The sequence below is a fragment of the Rhizobium sp. JAB6 genome, assembly GCF_003024605.1.
In the GTDB taxonomy this organism is placed as follows: Bacteria; Pseudomonadota; Alphaproteobacteria; order Rhizobiales; family Rhizobiaceae; genus Rhizobium.
Genome location: NZ_PYJQ01000005.1, coordinates 1 through 21,813, shown reverse-complemented (window position 1 = coordinate 21,813; position 21,813 = coordinate 1). Strand labels below are relative to the sequence as shown.

The window sequence follows — 21,813 nt, the reverse complement described above, 5'->3', positions numbered from 1 at the left end:
CAGCCGCAGCGCGTGTAGCAGCAATCACCCCACCCCGGCCTGCGGCCGACCCTCCCCCTCAAGGGGAGGGTGTAGGCCCTACGATTTACGCCTGTTGCCACCTGGAGCACATCGTCATGCAAGCAGATTTCGTCATCGTCGGCTCGGGTTCGGCCGGCTCCGCCATGGCTTACCGCCTGTCGGAGGACGGCAAGCATTCGGTGATCGTTCTGGAATTCGGCGGCAGCGATTTCGGGCCTTTCATCCAGATGCCGGCAGCCCTTGCCTGGCCGATGAGCATGGACCGCTATAATTGGGGCTATCTCTCCGAGCCCGAGCCGCAGCTCAACAACCGGCGCATCACCGCTCCGCGCGGCAAGGTGATCGGCGGCTCCTCCTCCATCAACGGCATGGTCTATGTGCGCGGCCATGCGGAGGATTTCAACCGCTGGGAGGAACTGGGCGCGCAAGGCTGGGCTTATGCCGACGTACTGCCCTATTTCAAACGGATGGAGCACTCCCATGGCGGCGAAGAGGGATGGCGCGGCAAGGACGGCCCGCTGCATGTGCGCCGCGGCGATGTCCGCAATCCGCTGTTCCACGCCTTCATCGAGGCCGGCAAGCAGGCGGGTTTCGAGACGACCGAGGATTACAACGGCAGCAAGCAGGAAGGCTTCGGCCTGATGGAACAGACGACGTGGATGGGCCGGCGCTGGTCTGCGGCGACAGCCTATCTCAAGCCTGCGCTGAAGCGGCCGAATGTCACGCTCATCCGCTGCTTTGCCCGCAAGGTCGTCATCGAAAACGGCCGCGCAACCGGCGTCGAAGTCGAGCGCAATGGCAAGATCGAGGTGATCCGGGCAAACCGCGAGGTCATCATCTCCGCCTCCTCGTTCAATTCGCCGAAGCTGCTGATGCTCTCCGGCATCGGGCCTGGGCAGCATCTGCGCGAGATGGGGATCGAGGTAAAGGTCGACCGGCCGGGCGTCGGCGCCAACCTGCAGGACCACATGGAATTCTATTTTCAGCAGACGAGCCTGAAGCCGGTGTCGCTCTATTCCTGGCTGCCCTGGTACATGCAGGGCATCGCCGGCGCACAATGGCTGTTCTTCAAGAAGGGCCTTGGCACGTCCAACCAGTTTGAAGCCTGCGCCTTCCTGCGCTCCGCGCCGGGCGTCAAGCAGCCGGATATCCAGTATCATTTTCTGCCTGTTGCCATCAGCTACGACGGCAAGGCGGCGGCCAAGAGCCACGGCTTCCAGGTGCATGTCGGCTATAACCTGTCGAAATCGCGCGGCAACGTCACGCTGCGCTCCTCAGACCCGAAGGCCGACCCGGTGATCCGCTTCAACTATATGAGCCATCCGGAGGATTGGGAGAAGTTCCGTCACTGTGTGCGTCTCACCCGCGAGATATTCGGGCAGAAGGCTTTCGACGAATATCGCGGACCGGAGATCCAGCCCGGACCGAACGTTCAGACGGACGAGGAGATCGACGCCTTCCTGCGCGAACATCTGGAAAGCGCCTATCACCCCTGCGGCACCTGCAGGATGGGATCGAAGGACGATCCGATGGCAGTGGTCGATCCCGATACCCGCGTCATCGGCGTCGACGGGCTGCGCGTCGCCGACAGCTCGATCTTTCCGCATGTTACCTATGGCAACCTGAACGGTCCTTCGATCATGACGGGCGAGAAGGCCGCCGACCATATCCTCGGCAAGCCGAGATTGGCACGCTCCAACCAGGAGCCCTGGATCAATCCGCGGTGGGAGACGAGCGATCGGTAAGGTGGGGAGACATTAGTGATAGTCTTCCTCCCGCTGATGCCTGATTGCCAGTGTCGTTACCGTCCCGCTATCCTCGATCTCGAAAAGAGCGACATAACCTGACGAACCGAAAGGAATAACGAGTTCTCGAAAAAATGCATTGTCCGCTGACGCTTTGCGGCAACTGAATGGAAAATTCTCCAGAAACTCGGTTGCCTTGCCGATTGCGTGATAGGCTTTTTCCGCCAGCTCGATGTCTCTCGCCAAGAGATAATCATAGAGTCGTTCGAGATCATCGAGCGCGCCTTGGGAGTAACGCACGGCAAACGTCATTTTCCTCCGGACGCTTTTGCAGCATCGAGTTTGCCCTTCAGCATTCCCATCACGTCGTCAGAGCTATGATACATGCCAGTTTTCCTCGCATCGTCCCGCGCAGCAAGGCCGCGAGCGATGAACTCGGCCCTCGTTCGGCGGTGTTCAATCTGCGCACGCAGCGAGCTTTCCACAAATGCGGACAAGGTCTCACCCTCTCGCAGCACGCCTTCAGCAGCGGCGCGCAAGGCGGGATCAACCCTCAACGGGGGTATGGAAGCGGATTTCATTCATCGGCCCCTTCGCATTGCAATTGCGATACATTCTATTCGATCGCTGGAAGCGGTCAACATGTGGATTAAGCCTTGGCCGCAAAAGGAAATTCTGTAAGAAAGATCGATATCGCAATTCTCCTCCCGAGGTGAGCGGCCCTGAAAAATGCCTCCAAAGGGCTTGCGAGCCAGCATAATGGTCATCCATCCCATGCCCCCCATCTACCGCAAATCCAAGCTGCTCCGCCGTTCCCGGGTCATTTGGGGTTCCTTCAATCTTTGGCGGCCGCGCCTCGTGTTCTGGACGGGCGCGCTGGCGATCGGCGTGATCAGCGTCGGCTTCGCCAAACTCGCCGATCTGGCGCAGCGGGCTTTTACCGCTGTAACCCAGTCGGGCGAATGGATGTGGCTGCTGCCGCTCCTGCTGACGCCGCTCGGCTTCGTGCTGTCAGCCTATCTCGCCGCGACGCTGTTCCCGAATTCGCAGGGGAGCGGCATTCCGCAGGCGATTGCCGCACGACATCTGCATCATGAAGAGGATCGGACAAAGCTGCTTTCGCTCAGGCTGGCTTTCGGCAAGATCGTGCTGACCATATTGGGATTGCTGAGCGGAGCCTCGATCGGCCGCGAAGGACCGACGGTACAGGTCGGCGCGTCCTTCATGCTGGCGGTTGCCCGCTTCGGCGGCATGGCGCAGGCGAAAGGGCTCATTCTCGCGGGCTCTGCTGCCGGTATCGCTGCCGCCTTCAACACGCCGCTTGCCGGTATCGTCTTTGCCATCGAGGAGATGAGCCGCACCTATGAATCCCGCGCCAATGGCCTGGTCCTGATGGCCGTCATTCTGTCTGGTCTCGCCGCACTCGGCCTTTCCGGCAGCTACAATTATTTCGGCACGGCCGACGCCGCCCCGACGATGCTTCGGGATTGGATCGTCATGCTGATCTGCGGCGTTGGCGGAGGCACGCTCGGCGCCACATTCAGCGGGCTCGCACTCTTTGCCGGCATCCGCATCCGCCGGTGGGCGCAGCCGCAGCCGCTCAAACGCATGCTGATTCTCGCCGGCTTCTGCGGTCTCGCCGTTGCCGCCATCGGCGTGCTCTCCGGCGGCCAAACCTTCGGCACCGGCTATCAACAGGCCCGCGGCGCTGTGGAAGGACATGCGCTGCCGCCGCTTTTCTTTGCCGAGAAGCTGCTGGCAGGCTTCCTGTCGATGATCTCAGGCATTCCCGGCGGCATTTTCGCGCCATCGCTCTCCATCGGCGCCGGCTTCGGCAGCACGGTTGGCACGCTGATCGGCGGCAGTATCGCGCTGGCGGCTATCCTCGGCATGGCCGGCTATTTTGCCGGCGTCGTCCAGGCGCCAATGACTGCCTTCGTCATCATCCTGGAAATGACCGGCGACCACCAGGCCGTCATTCCGATCATGGCCGTGTCGATGATCGGCTATGTGACTTCGCGGCTGCTGTCGCGCGAGCCGCTCTATCACGGTCTGTCGCGCGTCTTCATCGCGGCGGCGATCCGCACGCGGCGAGCCATGGAAAAGGAAGGCGGCGAGGAACATGCCCACTGAGTACGAACCTGCGACCCTCGGGGCATGAGGCCTGTAAAGCTTCCTTGGGCTCGATCTGTCTAGGCCATCAGCCTGGCGACTTCCGCGCCCTCCGGCTGGGCGACCGCATCGGCAATTGTCGTCGAGAACAACACCTTGCGGGTCGCATCCGCGACCCGGGCGAAGACATGACGGATTTCGCAGGTCTGCTCACCGTCGCAATCGTCGCAGCGGCGATAGGCTGTCAGTGACAGACAGGGCAGCGGCGCCAGCGGTCCATCGATGACCCGCAGGATCTCGCCGAAGGTGATCTCGTCCGCCGGCTTGCGCAGGAGATAGCCGCCCTGCTTGCCGCGGCGACTGATGACGATGCCCTGATGCTTCAGGTCGAGAAGGATCTGTTCCAGAAATTTCTTCGGGATCTTCTGCTGGGCGGCGATGTCGGAAATCATCATCGGCTCGCCCGCTTCGGATTGGGCCAAGGCAGACAGCGCCCGCAGCGCATATTTTGCTTTTTGAGTAATCATTTCGAACCGCTTCACACACACATGCGATACGATCGGCCGATGGATTCGGCCGGTCCGCTATAGAACTCCTCAGCCCTCGTCCCTCGGGGCAATTCGAAGCACTCACACCCTTAGCGCAATGCCAGGAAACATCAACAACCCAGGCTTGTTATCCTTCTTGGGCACTATGCTCGTAGTTTAGCGCAAAATCCGCCGCAACGCATCATTTTGGGCATCACTTCGGATTTCCATTTGACAAGCTATGTGTAACTCTACTATTTCTATAGACATTAAAGCAAGCACTTAAACATCGTAGGCCATATCGAGTGCTTCCGAAGGGCCGCGTCTGGCGGTAGAACGCCTTGGTTAACAGCCGAGGCGGTCGGTTTTCCTTATCGGCGCTGCTTCATGGAGATATTTACTCTCCATCCGCTCCCTTTCGAAATCTATTTTTCTGTCCGCTGCCGTTGCGAACTGCGATACTCGCGGCAACATCAGGACAGGATCCCCCATGACTGCCATCACCCTTATTGAAGATGCCGCGACGCTCAACAGCCAGCTTGCATCGCTCGATCTTGCCGGCCGCCTGTCCCTTGTCGCAGGGCTCGGGGGCCGCGCGGTGTTCACGACGTCGCTCGGGATCGAAGATCAGGTGATCACGGCGGAGATCGGCAATCACCGTCTGCCCATCGAAGTGGCAACCCTCCAGACCGGTCGCCTCTTCCCCGAAACGCTCGCCCTGATCGGCGAGACGGAAAGCCAATACGATATCAACATCGTCCGTTACGAGCCCGAACAGGCCGATATCGACGCCTATGCCGAAAAATACGGTCTGAACGGTTTCTATGAGAGCGTCGAAGCCAGACATGCCTGTTGCGGCGTGCGCAAGCTGAAGCCGCTTGCGCGCGCGCTCTCGGGTGCCACTATCTGGATCACCGGCCTGCGCCGCGGCCAATCGGCCAACCGCGCCGATACGCCCTTTGCCGAATTCGATCCCGAGCGCAACCTGATCAAGATCAACCCGCTTGCCGATTGGGACATCGACGCGATCCGCGCGTATGTGGCCGACAACAGCGTTCCGGTGAATCCGCTGCATGCGCGCGGCTATCCTTCGATCGGCTGCGAGCCCTGCACCCGCGCCATCAAGCCGGGCGAGCCCGAGCGGGCCGGCCGCTGGTGGTGGGAGAACGATGAAAAGCGTGAATGCGGTCTGCATGTTCATGAAGAAGGCGCCACCGCAGCAGCACAATAAAGCACCCGCCGGTCCCGGCATCGATCCGAAGCGCGTTTCCTACGCCGCTGTTCAACCGGGAACCAAAGCATCCATTCCCTCCGGCCAAGTTTCGGTCGGGACATTTGAAAGTTCTGGAGTCATCAATGCCCGAAAGCCGTCCGGATACGGAAATCTCCAATCCGCAAAGCATCAAGCCGCCCCTCGATCCGCATCTGAAAGCGCTCGAAAATGAGGCGATTCACATCTTCCGCGAAGTTGCCGCCGAGTTCGAGCGTCCCGTCATGCTCTATTCGATCGGCAAGGATTCATCCGTGCTGCTGCATCTGGCGCGCAAGGCCTTCTATCCCGGCCGCGTCCCCTTCCCGCTCCTGCACGTGAACACCGGCTGGAAATTCGCCGAGATGATCACCTTCCGCGACGAGATCGTGAAGAAGTACGATCTCGACCTGATCGAGCACATCAACCCGCGCGGCAAGGCCGAGAATATCACGCCTTTCACCTATGGCTCGGCCCGCTATACCGACATCATGAAGACGGAGGCGCTGCGCCACGCGCTCGATGCCGGCCAGTTCGACGCAGCTTTCGGCGGTGCCCGCCGCGACGAGGAAGCCTCGCGCGCCAAGGAGCGCATTTATTCCTTCCGCACGCCGGACCATCGCTGGGACCCGCGCAACCAGCGCCCGGAACTTTGGAATATCTATAACGGCCAGATCCGCAAGGGCGAAAGCGTTCGCGTCTTCCCGCTCTCCAACTGGACCGAAGTGGATATATGGCGCTACATCCAGGCAGAAGAAATCCCGATCGTACCGCTCTATTTCGCGGCCAAGCGGCCGATCGTCGAGCGCGACGGCATGATGATCATGGCGGCCGATCCGCGGCTGGAACTGCTGCCGGGCGAGACCAAGCGCGAGGAGCTGATCCGCTTCCGCACGCTCGGCTGCTTCCCGCTGACCGGTGCCATCCGTTCGACGGCGACGACACTTGAAGACATTATCGCAGAGCTGGAAATCGCCACGGTTTCCGAACGCCAGGGCCGCGCCATCGACCGCGACCAGTCCGGCTCCATGGAAAAGAAGAAGCGTGAAGGATATTTCTGAGATGACCGTGAATGCAAACGTCGTCACAATTCCCGCTGTCGGGCCTGCCGCCGAAGCGGCCAAGGCTCTCCGCGATTCACGCCCGCTTCGCCTGATCACCTGCGGCAGCGTCGATGACGGCAAGTCCACGCTGATCGGCCGTCTTCTCTGGGATACCAAGGCGGTCAAGGAGGATCAGGCCGCCACGCTTCAGCGGGATTCCACCGGCAAGCAGAACGATCTCGGCCTGCCCGACTTCGCGCTGCTGCTCGACGGCCTGCAGGCTGAGCGCGAACAAGGCATCACCATCGATGTCGCCTATCGCTATTTCTCGACCGACAAGCGCTCCTTCATCGTCGCCGATACGCCCGGCCACGAGCAGTACACCCGCAACATGGCAACGGGCGCCTCGACCGCCGACCTCGCGGTGTTGCTGGTCGATGCCCGCATGGGCATTCTGGAGCAGACGCGCCGGCATGCGACGATCGCTTCCCTGCTCGGCATCAAGCAGTTCGTGCTCGCCGTCAACAAGATCGACCTAACGAATTACGACCGCGCCGGCTTCGAGAAGATTTCCAACGACTTCCGCGAATTCGCCCTGTCGCTCGGCGTCAAGCAGATCACCGCGATCCCGATGTCGGCGCTGAAGGGCGAAAACGTCGTCTATTCCGGCCAGGCAGCCATGCCGTGGTACACCGGCCCGACGCTGGTCGAAACGCTGGAGCTGGCGACCGTGCGCTCGGCGCAGACGGTGGGCTTCCGTCTTTCGGTGCAGCGCGTTTCCCGCCCCGGCGAGAGCTTCCGCGGCTATCAGGGCACCGTTGCCGGCGGCTCGGTAAAGCCGGGCGACAGCGTCATGATCCTGCCGTCTGGCATGGTCGCCAATGTCTCGAAGATCGTCACCTTCGATCTGGTGCGCAATGCCGCAGTCGCAGGCGATGCCATCACCCTCGTTCTCGACCGTCAGGTGGACGTATCGCGCGGCGACATGATCGTTGCCATCGACAGCCAGCCGCAGACGGGCCTCTCCTTCGATGCGCAGATCGTCGCGCTGCAGCCGGAGGGCATCGAGCCGGGCAAGCGCTATTGGCTGAAGAGCGGCAGCCGCCGCCAGCGTGTGCAGGTGCAGCCGATCGCCCAGCTCGAGCTGAAGACCGGCGCCTGGGCTCCGGCGCAGGCGCTGTGGATGAATGCGATCGGCAAGGTCCGCCTGACCTTCGACGAAAGCGCCATCTTCGACCCCTATGAGCAGAACCGCTCGACCGGCTCGTTCATCCTAATCGACCCGGAAAGCAACAATACGGTTGCGGGCGGCATGATCACCGGCAAGCGCTCCGACGTCGGCGGCATCCACAAGGATGGCCAGCGCGTCCTGCTGTCCCTGCCCGCCGATCTCGCCGAGCAGATCATGGCAAGCGAGCTCTTCGCCAGCCGCCGCGACGAAACGGACGTGCGCCGCGTCACCGCCGCGCAGGCTGCGGAAATCTGGGCAAACGCCGCAAGCGACATCTGATCGCTATCGCATGTGATGACGGAAGGCGGCGGGCTCGGCTCCCGCCGCCTTCTGTCATTTGGAGGCGTCTAGCGAGTGGCTAGAGGCTTGCGACAAGCGCAGCCAGCGTTGCCATGCGAGCCTCATCCCGCTTGTAGAAAATCCACTGCTTTATGCGCTTCGGCCGTACTAGGCCGGCTTGGACCAGAATGCGCATGTGCTCGCTCAGCGTTGCCTGAGATATTTTCAGCTTCTCGGCAATGAGGAGCGCGCAGACGCCATCCTCAACAAGATCGCCATCGACCTGCGGCGTAAAATGGACGCAGGGATCCTTCAGCCATCGCAGGATGATGAGACGGCGTTCGTTGGCCAAGGCCTTGATGAGATCGAGCTCTTGCATTTCGTCACTTTGCTAAGTAACAAAGTTGTTGTCAACTTTCCCCTGCGAGACGCCGATGCTTCCCGACATGATCACTCCCGAGCGCATTGCAGAGACCGAAAAGCGGGTCCGCCCACATATCCGCCACACACCGGTTCTGCATGCAGATATGGCGGACTTCGGCCTCGCTCCGGGTTATCTCGGCTTCAAGCTCGAGTTTCTGCAGCATTCCGGCTCGTTCAAGGCGCGCGGCGCCTTTTCCAGTTTGCTCAGCAGAGATGTGCCGGCGGCCGGTGTCGTTGCGGCATCCGGCGGCAATCATGGCGCTGCAGTCGCTTATGCAGCGATGCGCCTCGGCATTCCCGCGACGATCTTCGTGCCGAGCGTAACGTCACCCGCCAAGGCAGAGCGTATCCGTAGCTACGGTGCCAATCTCGTCATCGGCGGAGAGCGTTATGCCGATGCGCTAGCCGCCAGCCAGAATTGGGTGGAGGAGCGCGGCGCCATGGCGATCCATGCCTATGACCAGCCCGAGACCTTGCTTGGGCAAGGAACGATCGGGCTCGAGATCGAGGCGGATCTTCCTGATATCGATACGCTACTGGTTGCGGTGGGTGGCGGTGGGCTGCTTGGTGGCATTGCGGCCTGGTTTCAGGGCCGTGTCCGCGTCGTCGCAGTCGAGCCGGAGGGCGCACCGACGCTCTGGCAGGCCTTCGAGGCCGGCCATCCGGTCGATGCGCCTGCCGGCAGCATTGCCGCCGACTCACTAGCGCCAAAACGCGTCGGCGAGCTCATGTTTCCGATCGCCCGCGCCTACGCGCAACGTCCCGTGCTGGTCACCGATGATGAGATCCGCCAAGCGCAGCAGGCTTTGTGGGATCGGCTGAGGATCGTCGCCGAACCCGGCGGCGCAACTGCCTTTGCCGCGCTGTTTACCGGTAAATATGCCCCTGCCGCAGGCGAGCGCGTGGCCGTGCTGCTTTGCGGCGCCAACACGACCGCGGTTCGATTTGATTGAAGCCATTTCCGATTTGCCGGAACTTGCCGAGGCACGATCGTCGGGGGCTTCAGGTCAACGCAATATTTCGCCGAGGGCCGCCACGAGCCGGCTGCACTCCTCATCGGTGCCGATGCTGATACGCAGGAAGTCGCTGATACGCTCGGCCGAGAACCGTCTTACCAGAATGTTCCTGCTCCGCAGCTCCGCCGCCAATTCCGCACCTGGCCGGCTCGGATGCCGGGCGAACAGAAAATTGGCGGATGACGGAAGCACCTGAAAGCCGAGCGCCTTGAGCGCGACAGCCAGGCGTTCCCGGCTGGCGATGATCATGACGCGATGGCGCTCGAACCAGTCGCGATCCTTCCAGGCCGCAACCGCACCTGCCTGTGCAAGCCGATCGAGAGGATAGGAATTGAAGCTGTCCTTGACCCTTTCCAGTACCTCGATAAGCGCCCGTTGCCCGACAGCGAAACCGACACGCAAGCCGGCAAGCCCGCGCGATTTCGACAGGGTCTGGATCACCAGGAGATTCGGATAGCTTCGGACAAGCGGAACGGCGCTCTCGCCGCCGAAATCGACATAGGCTTCGTCGATGACCACGACCTGATCGGGATGATCCTTGAGTAGGATTTCGATATCGGCCAGAGGCAGGGCGATCCCAGTCGGCGCATTCGGATTGGGCAGGATAATTGCGCCGCAGGGCTGGCGATAATCATCGACGCGGACGCGCATCTCCGCATCGACCGGAACCTGCCGGAACTCGATGCCATAGAGACGGCAATAGGTCGGATAGAAACTGTAGCTGATGTCGGGGAAAAGCAGGGGCTCATCATGGTTCAGCAGCGCCTGGAACGTATGGGCCAGAACCTCGTCCGATCCATTGCCGACGAAGACCTCGTCCTTGTCGAGCCCGAAACTTTCGGCAATTGCGACGCGCAACTCCCGCGCCGTCGGATCCGGATAGAGCCGAAGCGTATCGGACGTAGCCTTCGAGATCGCCTCCAGGGCAAGCGGCGAAGGACCGTAAGGGCTCTCATTGGTGTTGAGCTTGGTTATTCCGCCCGTAGCCGGCTGCTCGCCGGCAACATAGGGGGTCAGGGAATGAACAATAGGGCTCCAGAAGCGGCTCATGGTGATTTCCAAGGTTAGCGCTGCGGACCGATCGTGGGACAGGTCTGCATATGAGCAAACACCGTCGCAAACTCGAGCTCCCGCGACAACTGCCTCCCGAGCAATTCTGAAATTATCCCGCTCGGCAGGCCAGCGGATCTCAAGCCGATACGATGGTCTTTTTCTCAGGCAGCGGTCGTCGCCGGCAGAGCCTCGCAGCTTTTCGCGAAAAGCCTCTCGCTGAGAAAATCGACGAAAACGCGGACCTTGGGCGACATATGCCGGTTCGATGGCCAGAGCAGATGGAAATGACCGGGTTCGTCGATGAAATCGTCGAGAACCGTTCTGAGCTTTCCTTCCGCAAGCGTACTGCGCACCAGGAAATCCGGCATGCAACCGATGCCGAGGCCGGCAACGGTTGCGCCGCGCACGGCCTCCATATTGTTGCAGGAGAAAGCCGTCCGCATGCGTAACTCCGGCTCGCCTTCGGGCATTGTCATAGGCCAATCCTGCAGCTTGCCGCTGTTGGGAAAGCGAAACCTGACGGCCATATGCTCGTTGAGGGCGCGCGGGCAATCGGGAATGCCGAAACGTTCGAGATAGCTGGGCGCGGCGCAGAGCAACATCTGAAATGGACGCAAGCTGCGTGATATCAGCCGCGAATCAGGCAGATCGCCGCTGCGGATGGCAACATCGACTCCCTCTTCGATCATATCGACGATACGGTCGTTGAAATCGATGTCCAGCTCGACCTCCGGATAGCGGGCAACAAATTCCGGCACGACCGGTAAGAGGAAGTGGTAGCTGACGATGGGCACGCTGACGCGCAGCCGCCCGCGTGGCACGGCGACGGCCTGGGCAAGCGATGCCTGCGCATCCTCGAGATCATCGAGAACACGCCTGCAACGTTCGTGAAAAAGACGCCCTTCTTCGGTCAACCGAATGCTCCGTGTGGAACGCTGCAGCAGGCGGACACCAAGCTGATGTTCGAGGTTGCTGACTGCCTTGCCGACGGCGGAGGCCGAAAGGCCGAGCACGCGTCCAGCGGACGCAAAGCTGCCGAGATCCGCCGTGCGAACGAAAGCCGTCAATCCGCTTAAGCGATCCATACGCGCGCTCCATTCGAGAGTTTTATTCCGATATATGAGGAGAAATAGCCTAATTATCAGATAATTGCAGCGAATATATCTTGATGCGGTCATTTGAAGCGCCGGCGCGGCCTTTGGCCAGCATCATTCCAGGATTGCCTGCCGCTTCCTCCCTTGCTCGAACCGAACGGTAATCCGATGACCTCTCCACAGACAAAGGCCCCAAGTCCGACCGAGAAATTTTTCGTCCTCGTCGCCGTCTGCTGCGCGGCGGCGGCGATGCCGCTGACATTCACCGGCCCCGCAGTCGCGCTGCCGGCGATCAGCCGTACGCTCGGCGGTAGCCCCATCGCACTCAACTGGATCACGAACGCCTTCATGCTGACCTTCGGCAGTTGCCTGATGGCCTCAGGCGCTTTGGCGGACAGCTTCGGCCGGCGGCGCATCTTCCTGACAGGCGTCGGCTGCTTCGCGCTGTTCTCGGCCGGGCTAGCACTCGCCGGCAACATCGTCTGGTTCGATATATTGAGGGCATTGCAGGGCCTCGGCGCTGCCGCCGCTTTTTCCGGCGGCATGGCATCTCTAGCTCAGGAGTTCGAAGGGACGGCGCGGATGCGCGCCTTCAGCATCGTCGGCTCCAGCTTCGGTGTCGGCCTCGCTTTCGGACCGATCGCCTCCGGCCTGATGATCGATGCCTTCGGCTGGCCGTCTATCTTCATTCTCGTAGTCGCCCTGGCATTGCTCGCACTTGGTCTTGGCGCCTGTTTCCTGCGCGAGTCCCGCGATCCCGAGGCGGCAGGGCTGGATTGGCCTGGCGCACTGAGCTTCACGCTTGCCCTCACGCTCTTCACCTATGGCGTCTTGCGCGCGCCCGAAACCGGCTGGAGCGATCCGCTCGTCCTCGCCCTGCTGGCCGGCGCCACATTGTTCTTCCTTGCTTTCGGCATCATCGAGCGCGTCGTGAAGCGACCGATGCTGGATCTCAGCCTGTTTCGCTATCCGCGCTTCGTCGGTGTACAGCTTCTGGCCGCGGCGCCTGCTTATGCCTTCGTCGTATTGCTGATCCTGCTGCCCGTGCGCTTCGTCGGCATCGAGGGCATGAGCGAGATCGCTGCCGGGCGGATGATGGTTGCGCTGTCGGCGCCGCTGCTTATCCTGCCGATTGTTGCCGGGCTTCTGACCCGCTGGTTCAGCCCTGCAGCGATCTGCGGCACCGGCCTCATCATCTCGACGATGGGCCTTTTCTGGCTCAGCCATTTTACCGCGGGTTCGGCCCCATTCGCCCTCATCGGTCCGCTGCTGACGATCGGCGTCGGCATCAGCCTGCCATGGGGCTTGATGGATGGGCTCGCGGTCAGCGTCGTTCCCAAAGAGCGGGCCGGCATGGCAACCGGCATTTTCAGCACCACCCGCGTCGCCGGCGAAGGGGTCGCGCTCGCCATCGTCAGTGCTCTCCTCTCCACCTTCATCCAGTCGGACCTCGGCGCATCGGGCGGTGGGCACGCCGCAATGGCTGCGCAGCAACTCGTAACCGGCGACCTCGCCGCCGCTGCATCGAGTGTGCCGGCGATCGGGCACGACGCTCTTGTCCAGGGCTATGGCCATGCCTTCGGCACACTGCTATGGCTCCTGACCGGCATCACTGTACTGACGGCCGTCGTCGTCTTTTCCTTCCTCGGCCGATCGCCGGCAAGCACTGTTGCAGAAGATGCGGAGCCGCCGGAAGAGGATGATGAAGATATGCCGCGCGTATCGAAAGCTTAAACGGCGTTGCGGCTGGCCGGAAAATCGCCCGGCCAGTCCGCCCGAGTTCGGCATAGCAAGAAGGTCAATCGAAAGCCGAGAACCCTGGCGCGCCGCAACAGAATGTTTCGAACCCACATAAAATGTGCGCGCGAGATCCATGCACGAACGCTCTCTGCGGCAGCGTCAGGCTGGCGTTTACATTCGCCGCTGCTATATCATGTCCCCATGATATCAGACCGGTTTTTGAAGACTATTGCCTGGACCTATATAGCGGCGCTCATCGGCGTAACGCTCGCACATCTCAATTGGCAGGCCACATTCGGCAATCCGTTCGACATCTTTCGCGCCGTCGCACTCTGTATCGCAGGCATGCTTGCGCGCCTGGCCTATCCGCAATCTCCGTCCTTCACCTGCCTGTTGATGATCGGCAGCGTACTGGCGCTTTCCGTTTCGCATCTCCTGGCGAACGGGAATTTTGGCTCGACGCTCGATATCATCGTTGGCATGACCAGCGGGCTTTGGGGAATCATGATCGGCTCGATGCTGAGCAAGTTGCTCATCTCGGCTCCGAAGCGGCCAGCCTGATATCAACCGCTCCGGAAGCGCAATATCGATCGCGCTGACAGGCCTCTCCGGCCGTTGCGCGGACGGAACGTCTTGTCAATTAGACGTTTGTGCGGAATATCTGCGCGACGGCAACATTATCAAATAATATTCGAATAAAAACAAATATTGATTATACCTTAAAATGACTATTGCGCAGCCAATATTATGCTGCACTTATCATCTTTGTTTTTGAGTGTTGCTTTCTTGCAACTAAAACTTAAATTTCATGAAAAAGTCATTCGGTGAAAAATATATCATATAACTTTGCAGGAAATCATCTTTAATGACGACCAGAAGCGGGTGGGGCCCGTTTCTCCCGAGTCGGGGTTTTTAAACAGGGATAGGGTAAGGGCACGTCGATTTTTCGGCGCGATAGCCTATGCCCAATCTATATTGGATTGGAGTTTTTATGAACATCAAGAGCCTTCTTCTCGGCTCCGCTGCTGCTCTCGCAGTAGTTTCCGGCGCTCATGCTGCTGACGCTATCGTCGCCGCCGAGCCGGAACCGCTGGAATACGTCCGCATCTGCGACGCATATGGCGCTGGGTACTTCTTCATCCCAGGCACGGAAACCTGCCTCAAGGTCGGCGGTTATGTCCGTACCGAAGGCAAGTGGTACGATGCCTACAACCCGAACACTCATTTCGGCACTCTCTGGCATACGCGCGCTCATCTGAGCGTCGATACCGCGACCGACACCGAATACGGTCCGCTGAAGACCAACACGGTCATCCGCTTCGACTGGCAGGATGGCGGCGCAACCACCACGAAGCTGCTGTTCGCAAACATCAGCCTCGGTGGTTTCCTGATCGGTAAGGCTGATTCCCAGTACAACTCCTACATCGGTTACGCCGGCAACGTCATCAACGACGACGTGGTCAATGACGGTCCATACGAACTCAACCAGTTGACCTACAACTACGACGCCGGTAACGGCTTCACGGCTGTGATCTCGGTTGAAGACTCGAACTCCGGCGCTGGCGCTACGGGCGCCAACGGCGAAGATAGCCACAACCACTACGCTCCTGACGTTGTTGCCGGTGCTGGTTACAAGGCTGGCAACTTCGGCTTCAAGATCGTCGGCGGTTATGACTCCATCGTCGAAGAAGGCGCCATCAAGGCTCGCGTCGATGCCGACTTCGGCGTCTTCAAAGCCTTCTTGATGGGCGGCTGGAACACCGATGGCGACAAGCTGAACAAATACGCAAACGCCAACGGCGCCGGCGCTGCCAAGGGTATCGGCTGGGGCGACTGGGCTGTCTGGGGCGGCTTCACGGTTCCGATCAACGAAAAGCTGCAGGCTAACGCTCAGGTTGCCTACACCGACTCGAAGATCTTCGCAGCGACGGCAAACGTCAAGTGGAACCCGGTCAAGAACCTCCAGATCACGCCGGAAGTTTCCTACACCAACTGGGACTCCATCAATCAGGACCAGTGGGCTGGCGTTCTGCGCTTCCAGCGCAGCTTCTAATCGCTCGTTTACGAGATCTGATCTGACTTGACCCCTGATCGGATGGGGATCGGCCTGACTTCCAGCGAAGTCGGGCCGATCCTTCCGAGCCAGGGGTTCGTTATTTCTCTCGGGCGGGCTCATGGATGAGCTTGCCGGGGCCTCGGCGAGATGGGTGCCGGAGCGTGCAGACAGACATTGGACTCCCAAACGGGGACGCCTTGACGCTGCCGTCTCTATTCTCATTCTCCCTCATCGACATCAGGCATTTTTTATCGTAGAGACGATCCATGTCTTTGACCTTCGCATATGCCTCGCGATTTTATTCGTACCGCTGCTCTCAGCGGAGGCGGGCCTGTGCGTAGTTAGAAGAGACACGACAGCAAAGACCCGAACCAGCCGCTAGTCTACCTGGCGGCTTTTTTGTCGCCACGGTATGACCCCAAAAGGAACCGATACCGTGTTGAATTCCACCGACGACCTGCGCATTGTCGAGATCACGGCGCTGACGCCGCCCTCTCGGATCATAGATGAAATCCCCCGCGACGAAGCCGTGACGGCGACTGTCACCGAGGCGCGCGACGCCGTTCACAACATCCTGCGGGACGGGGACGACCGGCTGATCGTCGTCATCGGCCCCTGCTCCATCCACGATCCAGTCGCAGCGCTCGATTACGCGGCGCGCCTGAAGGAACAGCGCGATCGCTTCGCCGACGATCTCGAAATCATCATGCGCGTCTATTTCGAGAAGCCGCGCACGACGGTGGGCTGGAAAGGCCTGATCAACGACCAGCATCTCGACGGCAGCTACCGTATCGAGGAGGGCCTGCGCATCGCCCGCAAATTGCTGTTCGACGTCAACGAAATGGGGCTGCCGGCAGGCTGCGAATATCTGGACACCATCACGCCGCAATATATTTCCGATCTGGTGAGCTGGGGCGCGATCGGCGCAAGGACGACCGAGAGCCAGGTGCACCGGCAACTGGCATCCGGCCTCTCCTGCCCCGTAGGCTTCAAGAACGGCACGAATGGCGACGTGCGCATCGCGCTCGACGCGATCGTCGCGGCATCGCAGCCGCATCACTTCCCCGCCGTGACCAAGGAAGGCCTTGCCGCGATCGCCTCGACCCGCGGCAACGAGGATTGCCACATCATCCTGCGCGGCGGCAGAGAGCCCAATTATGATGCGGCCAGCGTGCAGTCGACCGCGGAACAGTCTCTCAGGGTGGGCCTTGAGCCGCGCATCATCATCGACGCCAGCCATGCTAACAGCAGCAAGAATCCGGAAAATCAGCCGCTCGTCGTCACGTCAGTCGCCGAACAGGTTGCGGCGGGCGACCGGCGGATCAAAGGCATGATGATGGAAAGCAATCTGGTGGCCGGCCGCCAGGATCTCGTGCCGGGCAGGCCGCTGGTCTATGGCCAGAGCATTACCGATGGCTGCATCGACTGGCCGACCTCGGTGCATACGCTGGAAGACCTGGCAAAGGCCGTCCAGGCACGTCGGCGGACGCGCTGATACCATCCGCCTTCATGAACTCAGGTCAAAAACGGCGGTAGTGCGCGAGGCTCAGATAGTTTTTCCTAGGCCCGCGCACATGCCACATTTCGGCCCAGGCATCGAGCGAGCGAAAGAACAGACGGCCCCGATAGAGATCGGAGCCGCAAAGGTGAATGACGCGCTGCGAGGCGCCGTCACCGATGCGGATGAATTCCGAAAAATTGGCGAAACGCACGACGAGATCATCGTCCGCCTCATCGAGCCGATAGGTACGGCTGCTTCTGAGCGTCACGTGATCGCTCTGCGTATCGCCATGTTCCTCGAACTGGACGGGCGTGACGAACGCCTGTCCTTCGAAGGTCACGAGGGAGCGGTTGAAGCGATCGATGATCCGCCGCTTCACGTCCCATGTGCCGAGGAAGAGGTTCAGCCGGCCAATGCCCGGCGATCCTTCCATCAGGAGGCTGCGCGCTGTGCAGCGTCAGCCTGCCGGCGGGGCAGTTTCCAGCCGGGCCGCACGAAGTGGCAGGTATAGCCGTTCGGATAGCGTTCCAGATAGTCCTGGTGTTCCGGCTCGGCTTCCCAGAAATCGCCGGCCGGCGCGACCTCGGTGACGACCTTGCCGGGCCACAGGCCGGAAGCGTCGACATCGGCGATCGTATCCAGCGCGACCTGCTTCTGCTCTTCACTGGTGTAGAAGATCGCCGAGCGGTAGCTCAAGCCGACATCGTTGCCCTGGCGGTTGCGGGTGGTCGGATCGTGGATCTGGAAGAAGAATTCCAGCAGATCGCGATAGCTGATCTTCTGCGGATCGAAAATGATTTCGATCGCCTCGGCATGGGTGCCATGGTTGCGATAGGTGGCGTTGCGAACGTCGCCGCCGCTGTAGCCGACACGCGTCGAGATGACGCCACTATAGCGGCGAATGAGATCCTGCATGCCCCAGAAGCAACCGCCGGCGAGAACTGCACGTTCCGTTGTCATCTTACATCCTCCACTTGATCGATGTAGTCACCATAGCCCTCTGCTTCCATGCGGTCACGCGGCACGAAACGAAGCGAGGCGGAATTGATGCAATAGCGCAGGCCACCGCGATCGATCGGCCCGTCCGGGAAAACATGGCCCAGATGGCTATCACCATTGGCCGAGCGCACTTCGACGCGCACCATGCCATGCGACATGTCGGTCAATTCACTGACATTGGCGGGTTCGATCGGCTTGGTGAAGCTCGGCCAGCCGCAGCCGGAATCGAACTTGTCGGCGGAGGCAAAAAGTGGCTCGCCCGAGACGATATCGACATAGATGCCCGGCTGCTTGTTATAGAGATATTCACCGGAGCCGGGACGTTCCGTGCCGCTCTGCTGCGTCACGCGATACTGCTCAGGGGTAAGCTTGGCGATCGCCTCTGCCGTCTTGCTGTATTTGCCCATTGTTGTTCTCCTTGCCCCTCGGCACGCCTTCCGAGCTTGGCCTGACGTCCCCGATGAGGACTCGAGAAGGCCGGGTGAAGACCGATCAGCGCTAAGGGAGTGGTTGCAGGGCCAATATAGGCATCGCATGGTCGATTTGCCATATCGATCACGATGGCGTGACGCCTCCCCTCCCTGCTCCGTACCCATTGGCCTCGCTTGAGGCAGCATAAATCGCGGCGAGCGCCTCGATGCCAGCCTGATCGTCACCATCGAAACGGCCGCAAAGCGGGCTGTCGAGATCGATGACGCCGAAGACCTTTCCATCGCGGAAGAGCGGCACTACCAGCTCCGAGCGCGAGGCGGCATCGCAGGCGATGTGTCCCGGAAAGGCATGCACATCCTCGACGAGGATCGAACGCGCGCTTTCGACCGCCGCCCCGCAGACGCCACGGCCCACGGCGATACGCACGCAGGCCGGCTTGCCCTGAAACGGCCCCAGCACAAGCTCGTCTTGCCGCTGAAGGAAATAGAAGCCCGCCCAATTGAGGTCCGGCAGCATCTGGTAGATCAATGCGGAGGTATTGGCCGCGTTGGCGATCCAATCGTGCTCACCATCAAGCAAGGCCTTCAGCTGATCCGCCAGCTCCCGATAGAATTCCGGCTTGCTGTCATGCCGGATCGCTTTTTCTACGAACATGGGTTTGCTCTTTCGAAGTTCTGTCGCGGAGAGACTATCAGTCCTTCTCATCCGGCGGGCAAGGCCAGCTGGACGGCGCCTTCAGCCAGGACGGCAATATGGTCGCATTGTCTCCGCAAGCCAGATTGATCTGCGCCTGCTGCAGACCGCTTGCCTTCGACAGATCGAGACCCTCAATGCGCGTCAGATACATGAAGGCGCCGCTGAAGGAGGTCGACCCGTCCATCACCGCGCCGTTCAAGGTCGCGCGCGAAAGATTGGCGAAGGCGAAATTCGCGCCCGTCATCACGGCCTTGTCGAAATCGGCGCGGCCGAGCTCCGCTTTCTGAAAATCGGCGTTCTTCAGCTGCGCGCCGGCAAATTCGGCCCGCTGCAATTCGGCATTGGCAAAGGACGCGCCATTGGCGGAAGCGTTGCTGAAATCGGAACGATAGGCCTCGATCTTGGCGAAGTTGGCGCCGTCGGCCTTGGCATTCTTCAGCCAGGCCCGCACGAGGGTCGCTTTTTCGAGATTGGCCGAGGTCAGGTTGGTGTCGCTGAGATCGGTGCTGTCGAAATGCGCGCCGGCAAGGTTGGCACCCTTGAGGTCGCTGCTCTGCAGCATGATATTGGTCTTGCTGCAGCCGCTCCAGTCGAGACCGGGTGCGGCGACATTGCCGCAATCGGCGGCACGCAGAGCATTGCCGCTGGAAGCCAGAAGAAATGCGGCGCTTAACGCCAGCATGCCAAAGCCGGTTGCGATCCCCACTCTCTTCCCAACTGCATCACCGCACAAAGCGACGCTCCGCCCGCGTCGGCCCATGACCGTCTCCCCAGCCAATCTGGCCACCCCGTCAACAAGATCCATTCCGCTACTCCGCTCCAGCACCCGCCAGCCGAACTCTCGCCTGAGTCGGATGCACGTCCCTCTTCCTTGTATATGGTGCTTCGGGCGACAAAAAGAGCCGGTTTTGTAAAAGCATATCTAAGACGCGGTTTGGATATGAGCCGATGGACTAAGAACCAGCCGACAGGCACCGGAAGGATTACGGCAAAGGCCCATACGGCCGCCCGCAGAGAGCCGGACGGCCTGATCGAAATGCCGCGACAGGTACTGGCGGAACACCTGCGGCCTTGAGCAAGGCGAGCGGACAGCATTCTTAAAAAGGAGGTTTTCGGGAGTAAGATCAGGATTTTAAGCTGGTCGGAGTGGAGTGATTCGAACACTCGACCCCCACGTCCCGAACGTGGTGCGCTACCAGACTGCGCTACACTCCGTGACCAGCGGCGCTTCTATAGACCAGCCATTTTTGATGCACAAGCACCAATCTCAAAAACCTTTTGATTTTTGGCGAAAAAATACAGCCGCATCTGCCTAGAAAATCGGCAGGAAAGAGCGACCGAAGATGCCGGCGTGCAAAAGACGCAACAGATCAAGTAAAATCCCGTTTGTACACGCGGATGGGAATTTTCTTTTGCCGGCTTTGGCGCTAAAGCCCTAAGCGGGACAGGTGGAAATGTCGTGGGACAGCGCGGCTTTCCGCGACCTTATGCGTGACAGAAGCTCAAGGACGACACGATGAATATCCGCATGATTACCGCGGCTGGACTGTTGCTGGCGCTGGCCGGTTGCAGCACCACGACGACAACAACGACGGCAGCCTTGCCGCTGCTTGCGAAGAACCCGGTTCAGGATCGCTGGCAGGGCCAGTCTGCAGGCCGCTTCTTCGCGGCTTACGGCCCGCCGATCTCCGACCGCGACGAAGGCGGCAATCGTGTCTACACTTGGCGTGGCGGCTACAAGAACGTCACGATCGTCAACAAGGAAGGCAAGAAAGCCGGCAAGCGCTCCCTCAGCTGCAAGGCCGACATCGTCACCAACCATAGCTACGAAATCCGCTCCGTCAAAATCCTCGGCGACCAGCCTGGCGTCAGCGGTCCCTCCTACTGCGCCGAGCTTCTGGCGCCGTCGGAGAAGACTGCAAAAGCTGAAGAAACGGACTGAGGCCAAGAGCTTCATTGCGAGATAACATCAGCGGGCGGTCTGCGAGGGCTGCCCGTTTTTGTTTGCAAGACACACACCTAGGGGATTTCTCCTCACTCCTCGTTATTTCACTATAGACATCTCCAAATTTATGGCGCTGATTACAACTTCAGCGTTACTTTGCTTTTATTGGTGCTAATATGAAGTTGAAAGCTCTTGTGGCATTAGCCGCAGTGTCTGCGCTCGCAAGCTGTGCAACTACCCCCGGATCGCCGATGGAGACTTACCTAAACCGCTATGCCGGCGCGGAAACGATTGCCACGAACTGCCCGGCTTACGGCGGATACAGTTCGGTTGCCCAAATGCGCGCCGATGCGGAAAAGAACCTTGCCCAGGCGAAAGCACTCGGCGCGACGGACGCGGACGTTAAGAAGGCTCGCGACCGGGTGAACGGAAACTTCGTAGGCGCATCGATCTTGGTCGGCGACATGCAGGCTTGCAGCGCATTCATGAACAAGCTTGCATGGGTAGGATCAACGCCTGTTGAGCCCACGGTCGTTAAGCCGAAGAAGAAGATCCACTAATTGTTGCTCTAAAGTGCCCGACTTGAGAGATAGGTGACGAATTGTACCGGAGAGATGGGTAACACTTTCCGCTTTTTGGCGGGAGGTGTTG

The 21,813-nt window shown here is 60.3% G+C and carries 23 protein-coding genes and 1 tRNA gene; 12 read left to right on the top strand and 12 right to left on the bottom strand.

All coding sequences use genetic code 11. The annotated features are described in order from the left end of the window. Positions 1 to 116: 116 nt before the first annotated feature. Positions 117 to 1,766: a choline dehydrogenase gene (betA, locus tag C7U61_RS05925; RefSeq protein WP_106997240.1), complete on the top strand. Its 1,650-nt coding sequence runs from the start codon at positions 117 to 119 to the stop codon at positions 1,764 to 1,766. Between the two features lie 12 nt (positions 1,767 to 1,778). Here the strand turns inward: betA and C7U61_RS05920 are convergent, their stop codons facing one another. After that, positions 1,779 to 2,078: a type II toxin-antitoxin system RelE/ParE family toxin gene (locus C7U61_RS05920; RefSeq protein ID WP_106997239.1), complete on the bottom strand. Its 300-nt coding sequence runs from the start codon at positions 2,076 to 2,078 to the stop codon at positions 1,779 to 1,781. Continuing rightward, positions 2,075 to 2,347 (bottom strand): YlcI/YnfO family protein, encoded by a 273-nt coding sequence (locus C7U61_RS05915; protein WP_106997238.1) that lies wholly within the window; start codon positions 2,345 to 2,347, stop codon positions 2,075 to 2,077. Before C7U61_RS05915 ends, C7U61_RS05920 begins: the two co-directional genes overlap by 4 nt. Before the next feature lie 193 nt (positions 2,348 to 2,540). Here C7U61_RS05915 and C7U61_RS05910 point away from each other — a divergent pair, with 193 nt between their 5' ends. Further along, a complete protein-coding gene (locus tag C7U61_RS05910; protein ID WP_106997682.1) occupies positions 2,541 to 3,899 on the top strand; it encodes a chloride channel protein in 1,359 nt (452 codons plus the stop codon). A 59-nt stretch (positions 3,900 to 3,958) separates the two neighbouring features. On the opposite strand, the gene C7U61_RS05905 is transcribed toward C7U61_RS05910, so the two are convergent. Then, on the bottom strand, positions 3,959 to 4,405 hold the full coding sequence (locus C7U61_RS05905) for an Rrf2 family transcriptional regulator (RefSeq protein WP_106997237.1): 447 nt from the start codon (positions 4,403 to 4,405) through the stop codon (positions 3,959 to 3,961). A gap of 490 nt (positions 4,406 to 4,895) precedes the next feature. Here C7U61_RS05905 and C7U61_RS05900 point away from each other — a divergent pair, with 490 nt between their 5' ends. From C7U61_RS05900 to cysN, 3 genes are all read left to right on the top strand, one after another. After that, entirely contained in the window at positions 4,896 to 5,636 is a 741-nt protein-coding gene (locus tag C7U61_RS05900; RefSeq protein ID WP_106997236.1) for a phosphoadenylyl-sulfate reductase, read from the top strand. Between the two features lie 125 nt (positions 5,637 to 5,761). Further along, the gene (gene cysD / locus C7U61_RS05895; RefSeq protein ID WP_106997235.1) at positions 5,762 to 6,715 is read left to right on the top strand and encodes a sulfate adenylyltransferase subunit CysD; all 954 of its coding nucleotides are present in this window, start codon (positions 5,762 to 5,764) and stop codon (positions 6,713 to 6,715) included. Position 6,716: 1 nt separating this feature from the next. Beyond that, positions 6,717 to 8,207, top strand: a complete 1,491-nt coding sequence (cysN, locus tag C7U61_RS05890) for a sulfate adenylyltransferase subunit CysN (protein WP_106997234.1) — start codon at positions 6,717 to 6,719, stop codon at positions 8,205 to 8,207. A gap of 79 nt (positions 8,208 to 8,286) precedes the next feature. Here cysN and C7U61_RS05885 read toward each other — a convergent pair whose 3' ends face one another. Next, positions 8,287 to 8,586 carry a winged helix-turn-helix domain-containing protein gene (locus C7U61_RS05885; protein WP_106997233.1) on the bottom strand — a complete coding sequence of 100 codons (300 nt, stop codon included), beginning with the start codon at positions 8,584 to 8,586 and terminating at the stop codon, positions 8,287 to 8,289. 55 nt (positions 8,587 to 8,641) lie between these two features. Here C7U61_RS05885 and C7U61_RS05880 point away from each other — a divergent pair, with 55 nt between their 5' ends. After that, positions 8,642 to 9,583: a threonine/serine dehydratase gene (locus C7U61_RS05880; protein WP_106997232.1), complete on the top strand. Its 942-nt coding sequence runs from the start codon at positions 8,642 to 8,644 to the stop codon at positions 9,581 to 9,583. 54 nt (positions 9,584 to 9,637) lie between these two features. Here the strand turns inward: C7U61_RS05880 and hisC are convergent, their stop codons facing one another. Continuing rightward, positions 9,638 to 10,696 carry a histidinol-phosphate transaminase gene (gene hisC / locus C7U61_RS05875; protein ID WP_106997231.1) on the bottom strand — a complete coding sequence of 353 codons (1,059 nt, stop codon included), beginning with the start codon at positions 10,694 to 10,696 and terminating at the stop codon, positions 9,638 to 9,640. A gap of 164 nt (positions 10,697 to 10,860) precedes the next feature. Beyond that, positions 10,861 to 11,784 (bottom strand): LysR family transcriptional regulator, encoded by a 924-nt coding sequence (locus C7U61_RS05870; protein WP_106997230.1) that lies wholly within the window; start codon positions 11,782 to 11,784, stop codon positions 10,861 to 10,863. Positions 11,785 to 11,961: 177 nt separating this feature from the next. Here C7U61_RS05870 and C7U61_RS05865 point away from each other — a divergent pair, with 177 nt between their 5' ends. The 4 genes from C7U61_RS05865 (at position 11,962) to C7U61_RS05850 (ending at position 17,084) form a co-directional block, all read left to right on the top strand. Further along, complete coding sequence (locus C7U61_RS05865) at positions 11,962 to 13,527, top strand: MFS transporter (RefSeq protein ID WP_106997681.1); 1,566 nt, start codon at positions 11,962 to 11,964, stop codon at positions 13,525 to 13,527. Between the two features lie 225 nt (positions 13,528 to 13,752). After that, a complete protein-coding gene (locus C7U61_RS05860) occupies positions 13,753 to 14,094 on the top strand; it encodes a hypothetical protein (protein ID WP_106997229.1) in 342 nt (113 codons plus the stop codon). 430 nt (positions 14,095 to 14,524) lie between these two features. Further along, positions 14,525 to 15,586, top strand: coding sequence for a porin (locus C7U61_RS05855; RefSeq protein ID WP_106997228.1), 1,062 nt, complete (start codon positions 14,525 to 14,527; stop codon positions 15,584 to 15,586). Between the two features lie 439 nt (positions 15,587 to 16,025). After that, complete coding sequence (locus C7U61_RS05850) at positions 16,026 to 17,084, top strand: 3-deoxy-7-phosphoheptulonate synthase (protein WP_106997227.1); 1,059 nt, start codon at positions 16,026 to 16,028, stop codon at positions 17,082 to 17,084. A gap of 25 nt (positions 17,085 to 17,109) precedes the next feature. Here the strand turns inward: C7U61_RS05850 and C7U61_RS05845 are convergent, their stop codons facing one another. The 6 genes from C7U61_RS05845 to C7U61_RS05820 all read right to left on the bottom strand — a co-directional run bounded on the left by C7U61_RS05845 (position 17,110) and on the right by C7U61_RS05820 (position 20,432). Then, complete coding sequence (locus C7U61_RS05845; protein WP_106997226.1) at positions 17,110 to 17,523, bottom strand: DUF6314 family protein; 414 nt, start codon at positions 17,521 to 17,523, stop codon at positions 17,110 to 17,112. Continuing rightward, a complete protein-coding gene (gene msrA, locus C7U61_RS05840; protein ID WP_106997225.1) occupies positions 17,523 to 18,050 on the bottom strand; it encodes a peptide-methionine (S)-S-oxide reductase MsrA in 528 nt (175 codons plus the stop codon). Before msrA ends, C7U61_RS05845 begins: the two co-directional genes overlap by 1 nt. Next, positions 18,047 to 18,496, bottom strand: a complete 450-nt coding sequence (msrB, locus tag C7U61_RS05835; protein ID WP_095434197.1) for a peptide-methionine (R)-S-oxide reductase MsrB — start codon at positions 18,494 to 18,496, stop codon at positions 18,047 to 18,049. Before msrB ends, msrA begins: the two co-directional genes overlap by 4 nt. A 148-nt stretch (positions 18,497 to 18,644) precedes the next feature. Then, positions 18,645 to 19,175 carry a GAF domain-containing protein gene (locus C7U61_RS05830; protein ID WP_106997224.1) on the bottom strand — a complete coding sequence of 177 codons (531 nt, stop codon included), beginning with the start codon at positions 19,173 to 19,175 and terminating at the stop codon, positions 18,645 to 18,647. A 37-nt stretch (positions 19,176 to 19,212) separates the two neighbouring features. Continuing rightward, positions 19,213 to 19,899 (bottom strand): pentapeptide repeat-containing protein, encoded by a 687-nt coding sequence (locus C7U61_RS05825; RefSeq protein WP_181315818.1) that lies wholly within the window; start codon positions 19,897 to 19,899, stop codon positions 19,213 to 19,215. A gap of 456 nt (positions 19,900 to 20,355) precedes the next feature. Next, positions 20,356 to 20,432: transfer RNA gene (locus tag C7U61_RS05820), tRNA-Pro, on the bottom strand. 301 nt (positions 20,433 to 20,733) lie between these two features. Here C7U61_RS05820 and C7U61_RS05815 point away from each other — a divergent pair. Beyond that, positions 20,734 to 21,159, top strand: coding sequence for a hypothetical protein (locus tag C7U61_RS05815; RefSeq protein ID WP_106997222.1), 426 nt, complete (start codon positions 20,734 to 20,736; stop codon positions 21,157 to 21,159). Between the two features lie 179 nt (positions 21,160 to 21,338). Further along, on the top strand, positions 21,339 to 21,722 hold the full coding sequence (locus C7U61_RS05810; RefSeq protein ID WP_106997221.1) for a hypothetical protein: 384 nt from the start codon (positions 21,339 to 21,341) through the stop codon (positions 21,720 to 21,722). Positions 21,723 to 21,813: the final 91 nt, after the last annotated feature.

What these genes read in the sequence shown, in the direction of transcription:
- cysD (WP_106997235.1), top strand. Translation starts at nt 5,762, where the DNA reads ATGCCCGAAAGCCGTCCGGATACGGAAATCTCCAATCCGCAAAGCATC.
- msrA (WP_106997225.1), bottom strand. Translation starts at nt 18,050, where the DNA reads ATGACAACGGAACGTGCAGTTCTCGCCGGCGGTTGCTTCTGGGGCATG.
- betA (WP_106997240.1), top strand. Translation starts at nt 117, where the DNA reads ATGCAAGCAGATTTCGTCATCGTCGGCTCGGGTTCGGCCGGCTCCGCC.
- C7U61_RS05870 (WP_106997230.1), bottom strand. Translation starts at nt 11,784, where the DNA reads ATGGATCGCTTAAGCGGATTGACGGCTTTCGTTCGCACGGCGGATCTC.
- C7U61_RS05865 (WP_106997681.1), top strand. Translation starts at nt 11,962, where the DNA reads ATGACCTCTCCACAGACAAAGGCCCCAAGTCCGACCGAGAAATTTTTC.
- C7U61_RS05825 (WP_181315818.1), bottom strand. Translation starts at nt 19,899, where the DNA reads ATGCTGGCGTTAAGCGCCGCATTTCTTCTGGCTTCCAGCGGCAATGCT.
- C7U61_RS05915 (WP_106997238.1), bottom strand. Translation starts at nt 2,347, where the DNA reads ATGAAATCCGCTTCCATACCCCCGTTGAGGGTTGATCCCGCCTTGCGC.
- C7U61_RS05880 (WP_106997232.1), top strand. Translation starts at nt 8,642, where the DNA reads ATGCTTCCCGACATGATCACTCCCGAGCGCATTGCAGAGACCGAAAAG.
- C7U61_RS05815 (WP_106997222.1), top strand. Translation starts at nt 20,734, where the DNA reads ATGAATATCCGCATGATTACCGCGGCTGGACTGTTGCTGGCGCTGGCC.
- C7U61_RS05845 (WP_106997226.1), bottom strand. Translation starts at nt 17,523, where the DNA reads ATGGAAGGATCGCCGGGCATTGGCCGGCTGAACCTCTTCCTCGGCACA.
- C7U61_RS05830 (WP_106997224.1), bottom strand. Translation starts at nt 19,175, where the DNA reads ATGTTCGTAGAAAAAGCGATCCGGCATGACAGCAAGCCGGAATTCTAT.
- hisC (WP_106997231.1), bottom strand. Translation starts at nt 10,696, where the DNA reads ATGAGCCGCTTCTGGAGCCCTATTGTTCATTCCCTGACCCCCTATGTT.
- C7U61_RS05810 (WP_106997221.1), top strand. Translation starts at nt 21,339, where the DNA reads ATGAAGTTGAAAGCTCTTGTGGCATTAGCCGCAGTGTCTGCGCTCGCA.
- C7U61_RS05855 (WP_106997228.1), top strand. Translation starts at nt 14,525, where the DNA reads ATGAACATCAAGAGCCTTCTTCTCGGCTCCGCTGCTGCTCTCGCAGTA.
- cysN (WP_106997234.1), top strand. Translation starts at nt 6,717, where the DNA reads ATGACCGTGAATGCAAACGTCGTCACAATTCCCGCTGTCGGGCCTGCC.
- C7U61_RS05885 (WP_106997233.1), bottom strand. Translation starts at nt 8,586, where the DNA reads ATGCAAGAGCTCGATCTCATCAAGGCCTTGGCCAACGAACGCCGTCTC.
- C7U61_RS05920 (WP_106997239.1), bottom strand. Translation starts at nt 2,078, where the DNA reads ATGACGTTTGCCGTGCGTTACTCCCAAGGCGCGCTCGATGATCTCGAA.
- C7U61_RS05910 (WP_106997682.1), top strand. Translation starts at nt 2,541, where the DNA reads ATGCCCCCCATCTACCGCAAATCCAAGCTGCTCCGCCGTTCCCGGGTC.
- C7U61_RS05905 (WP_106997237.1), bottom strand. Translation starts at nt 4,405, where the DNA reads ATGATTACTCAAAAAGCAAAATATGCGCTGCGGGCGCTGTCTGCCTTG.
- msrB (WP_095434197.1), bottom strand. Translation starts at nt 18,496, where the DNA reads ATGGGCAAATACAGCAAGACGGCAGAGGCGATCGCCAAGCTTACCCCT.
- C7U61_RS05900 (WP_106997236.1), top strand. Translation starts at nt 4,896, where the DNA reads ATGACTGCCATCACCCTTATTGAAGATGCCGCGACGCTCAACAGCCAG.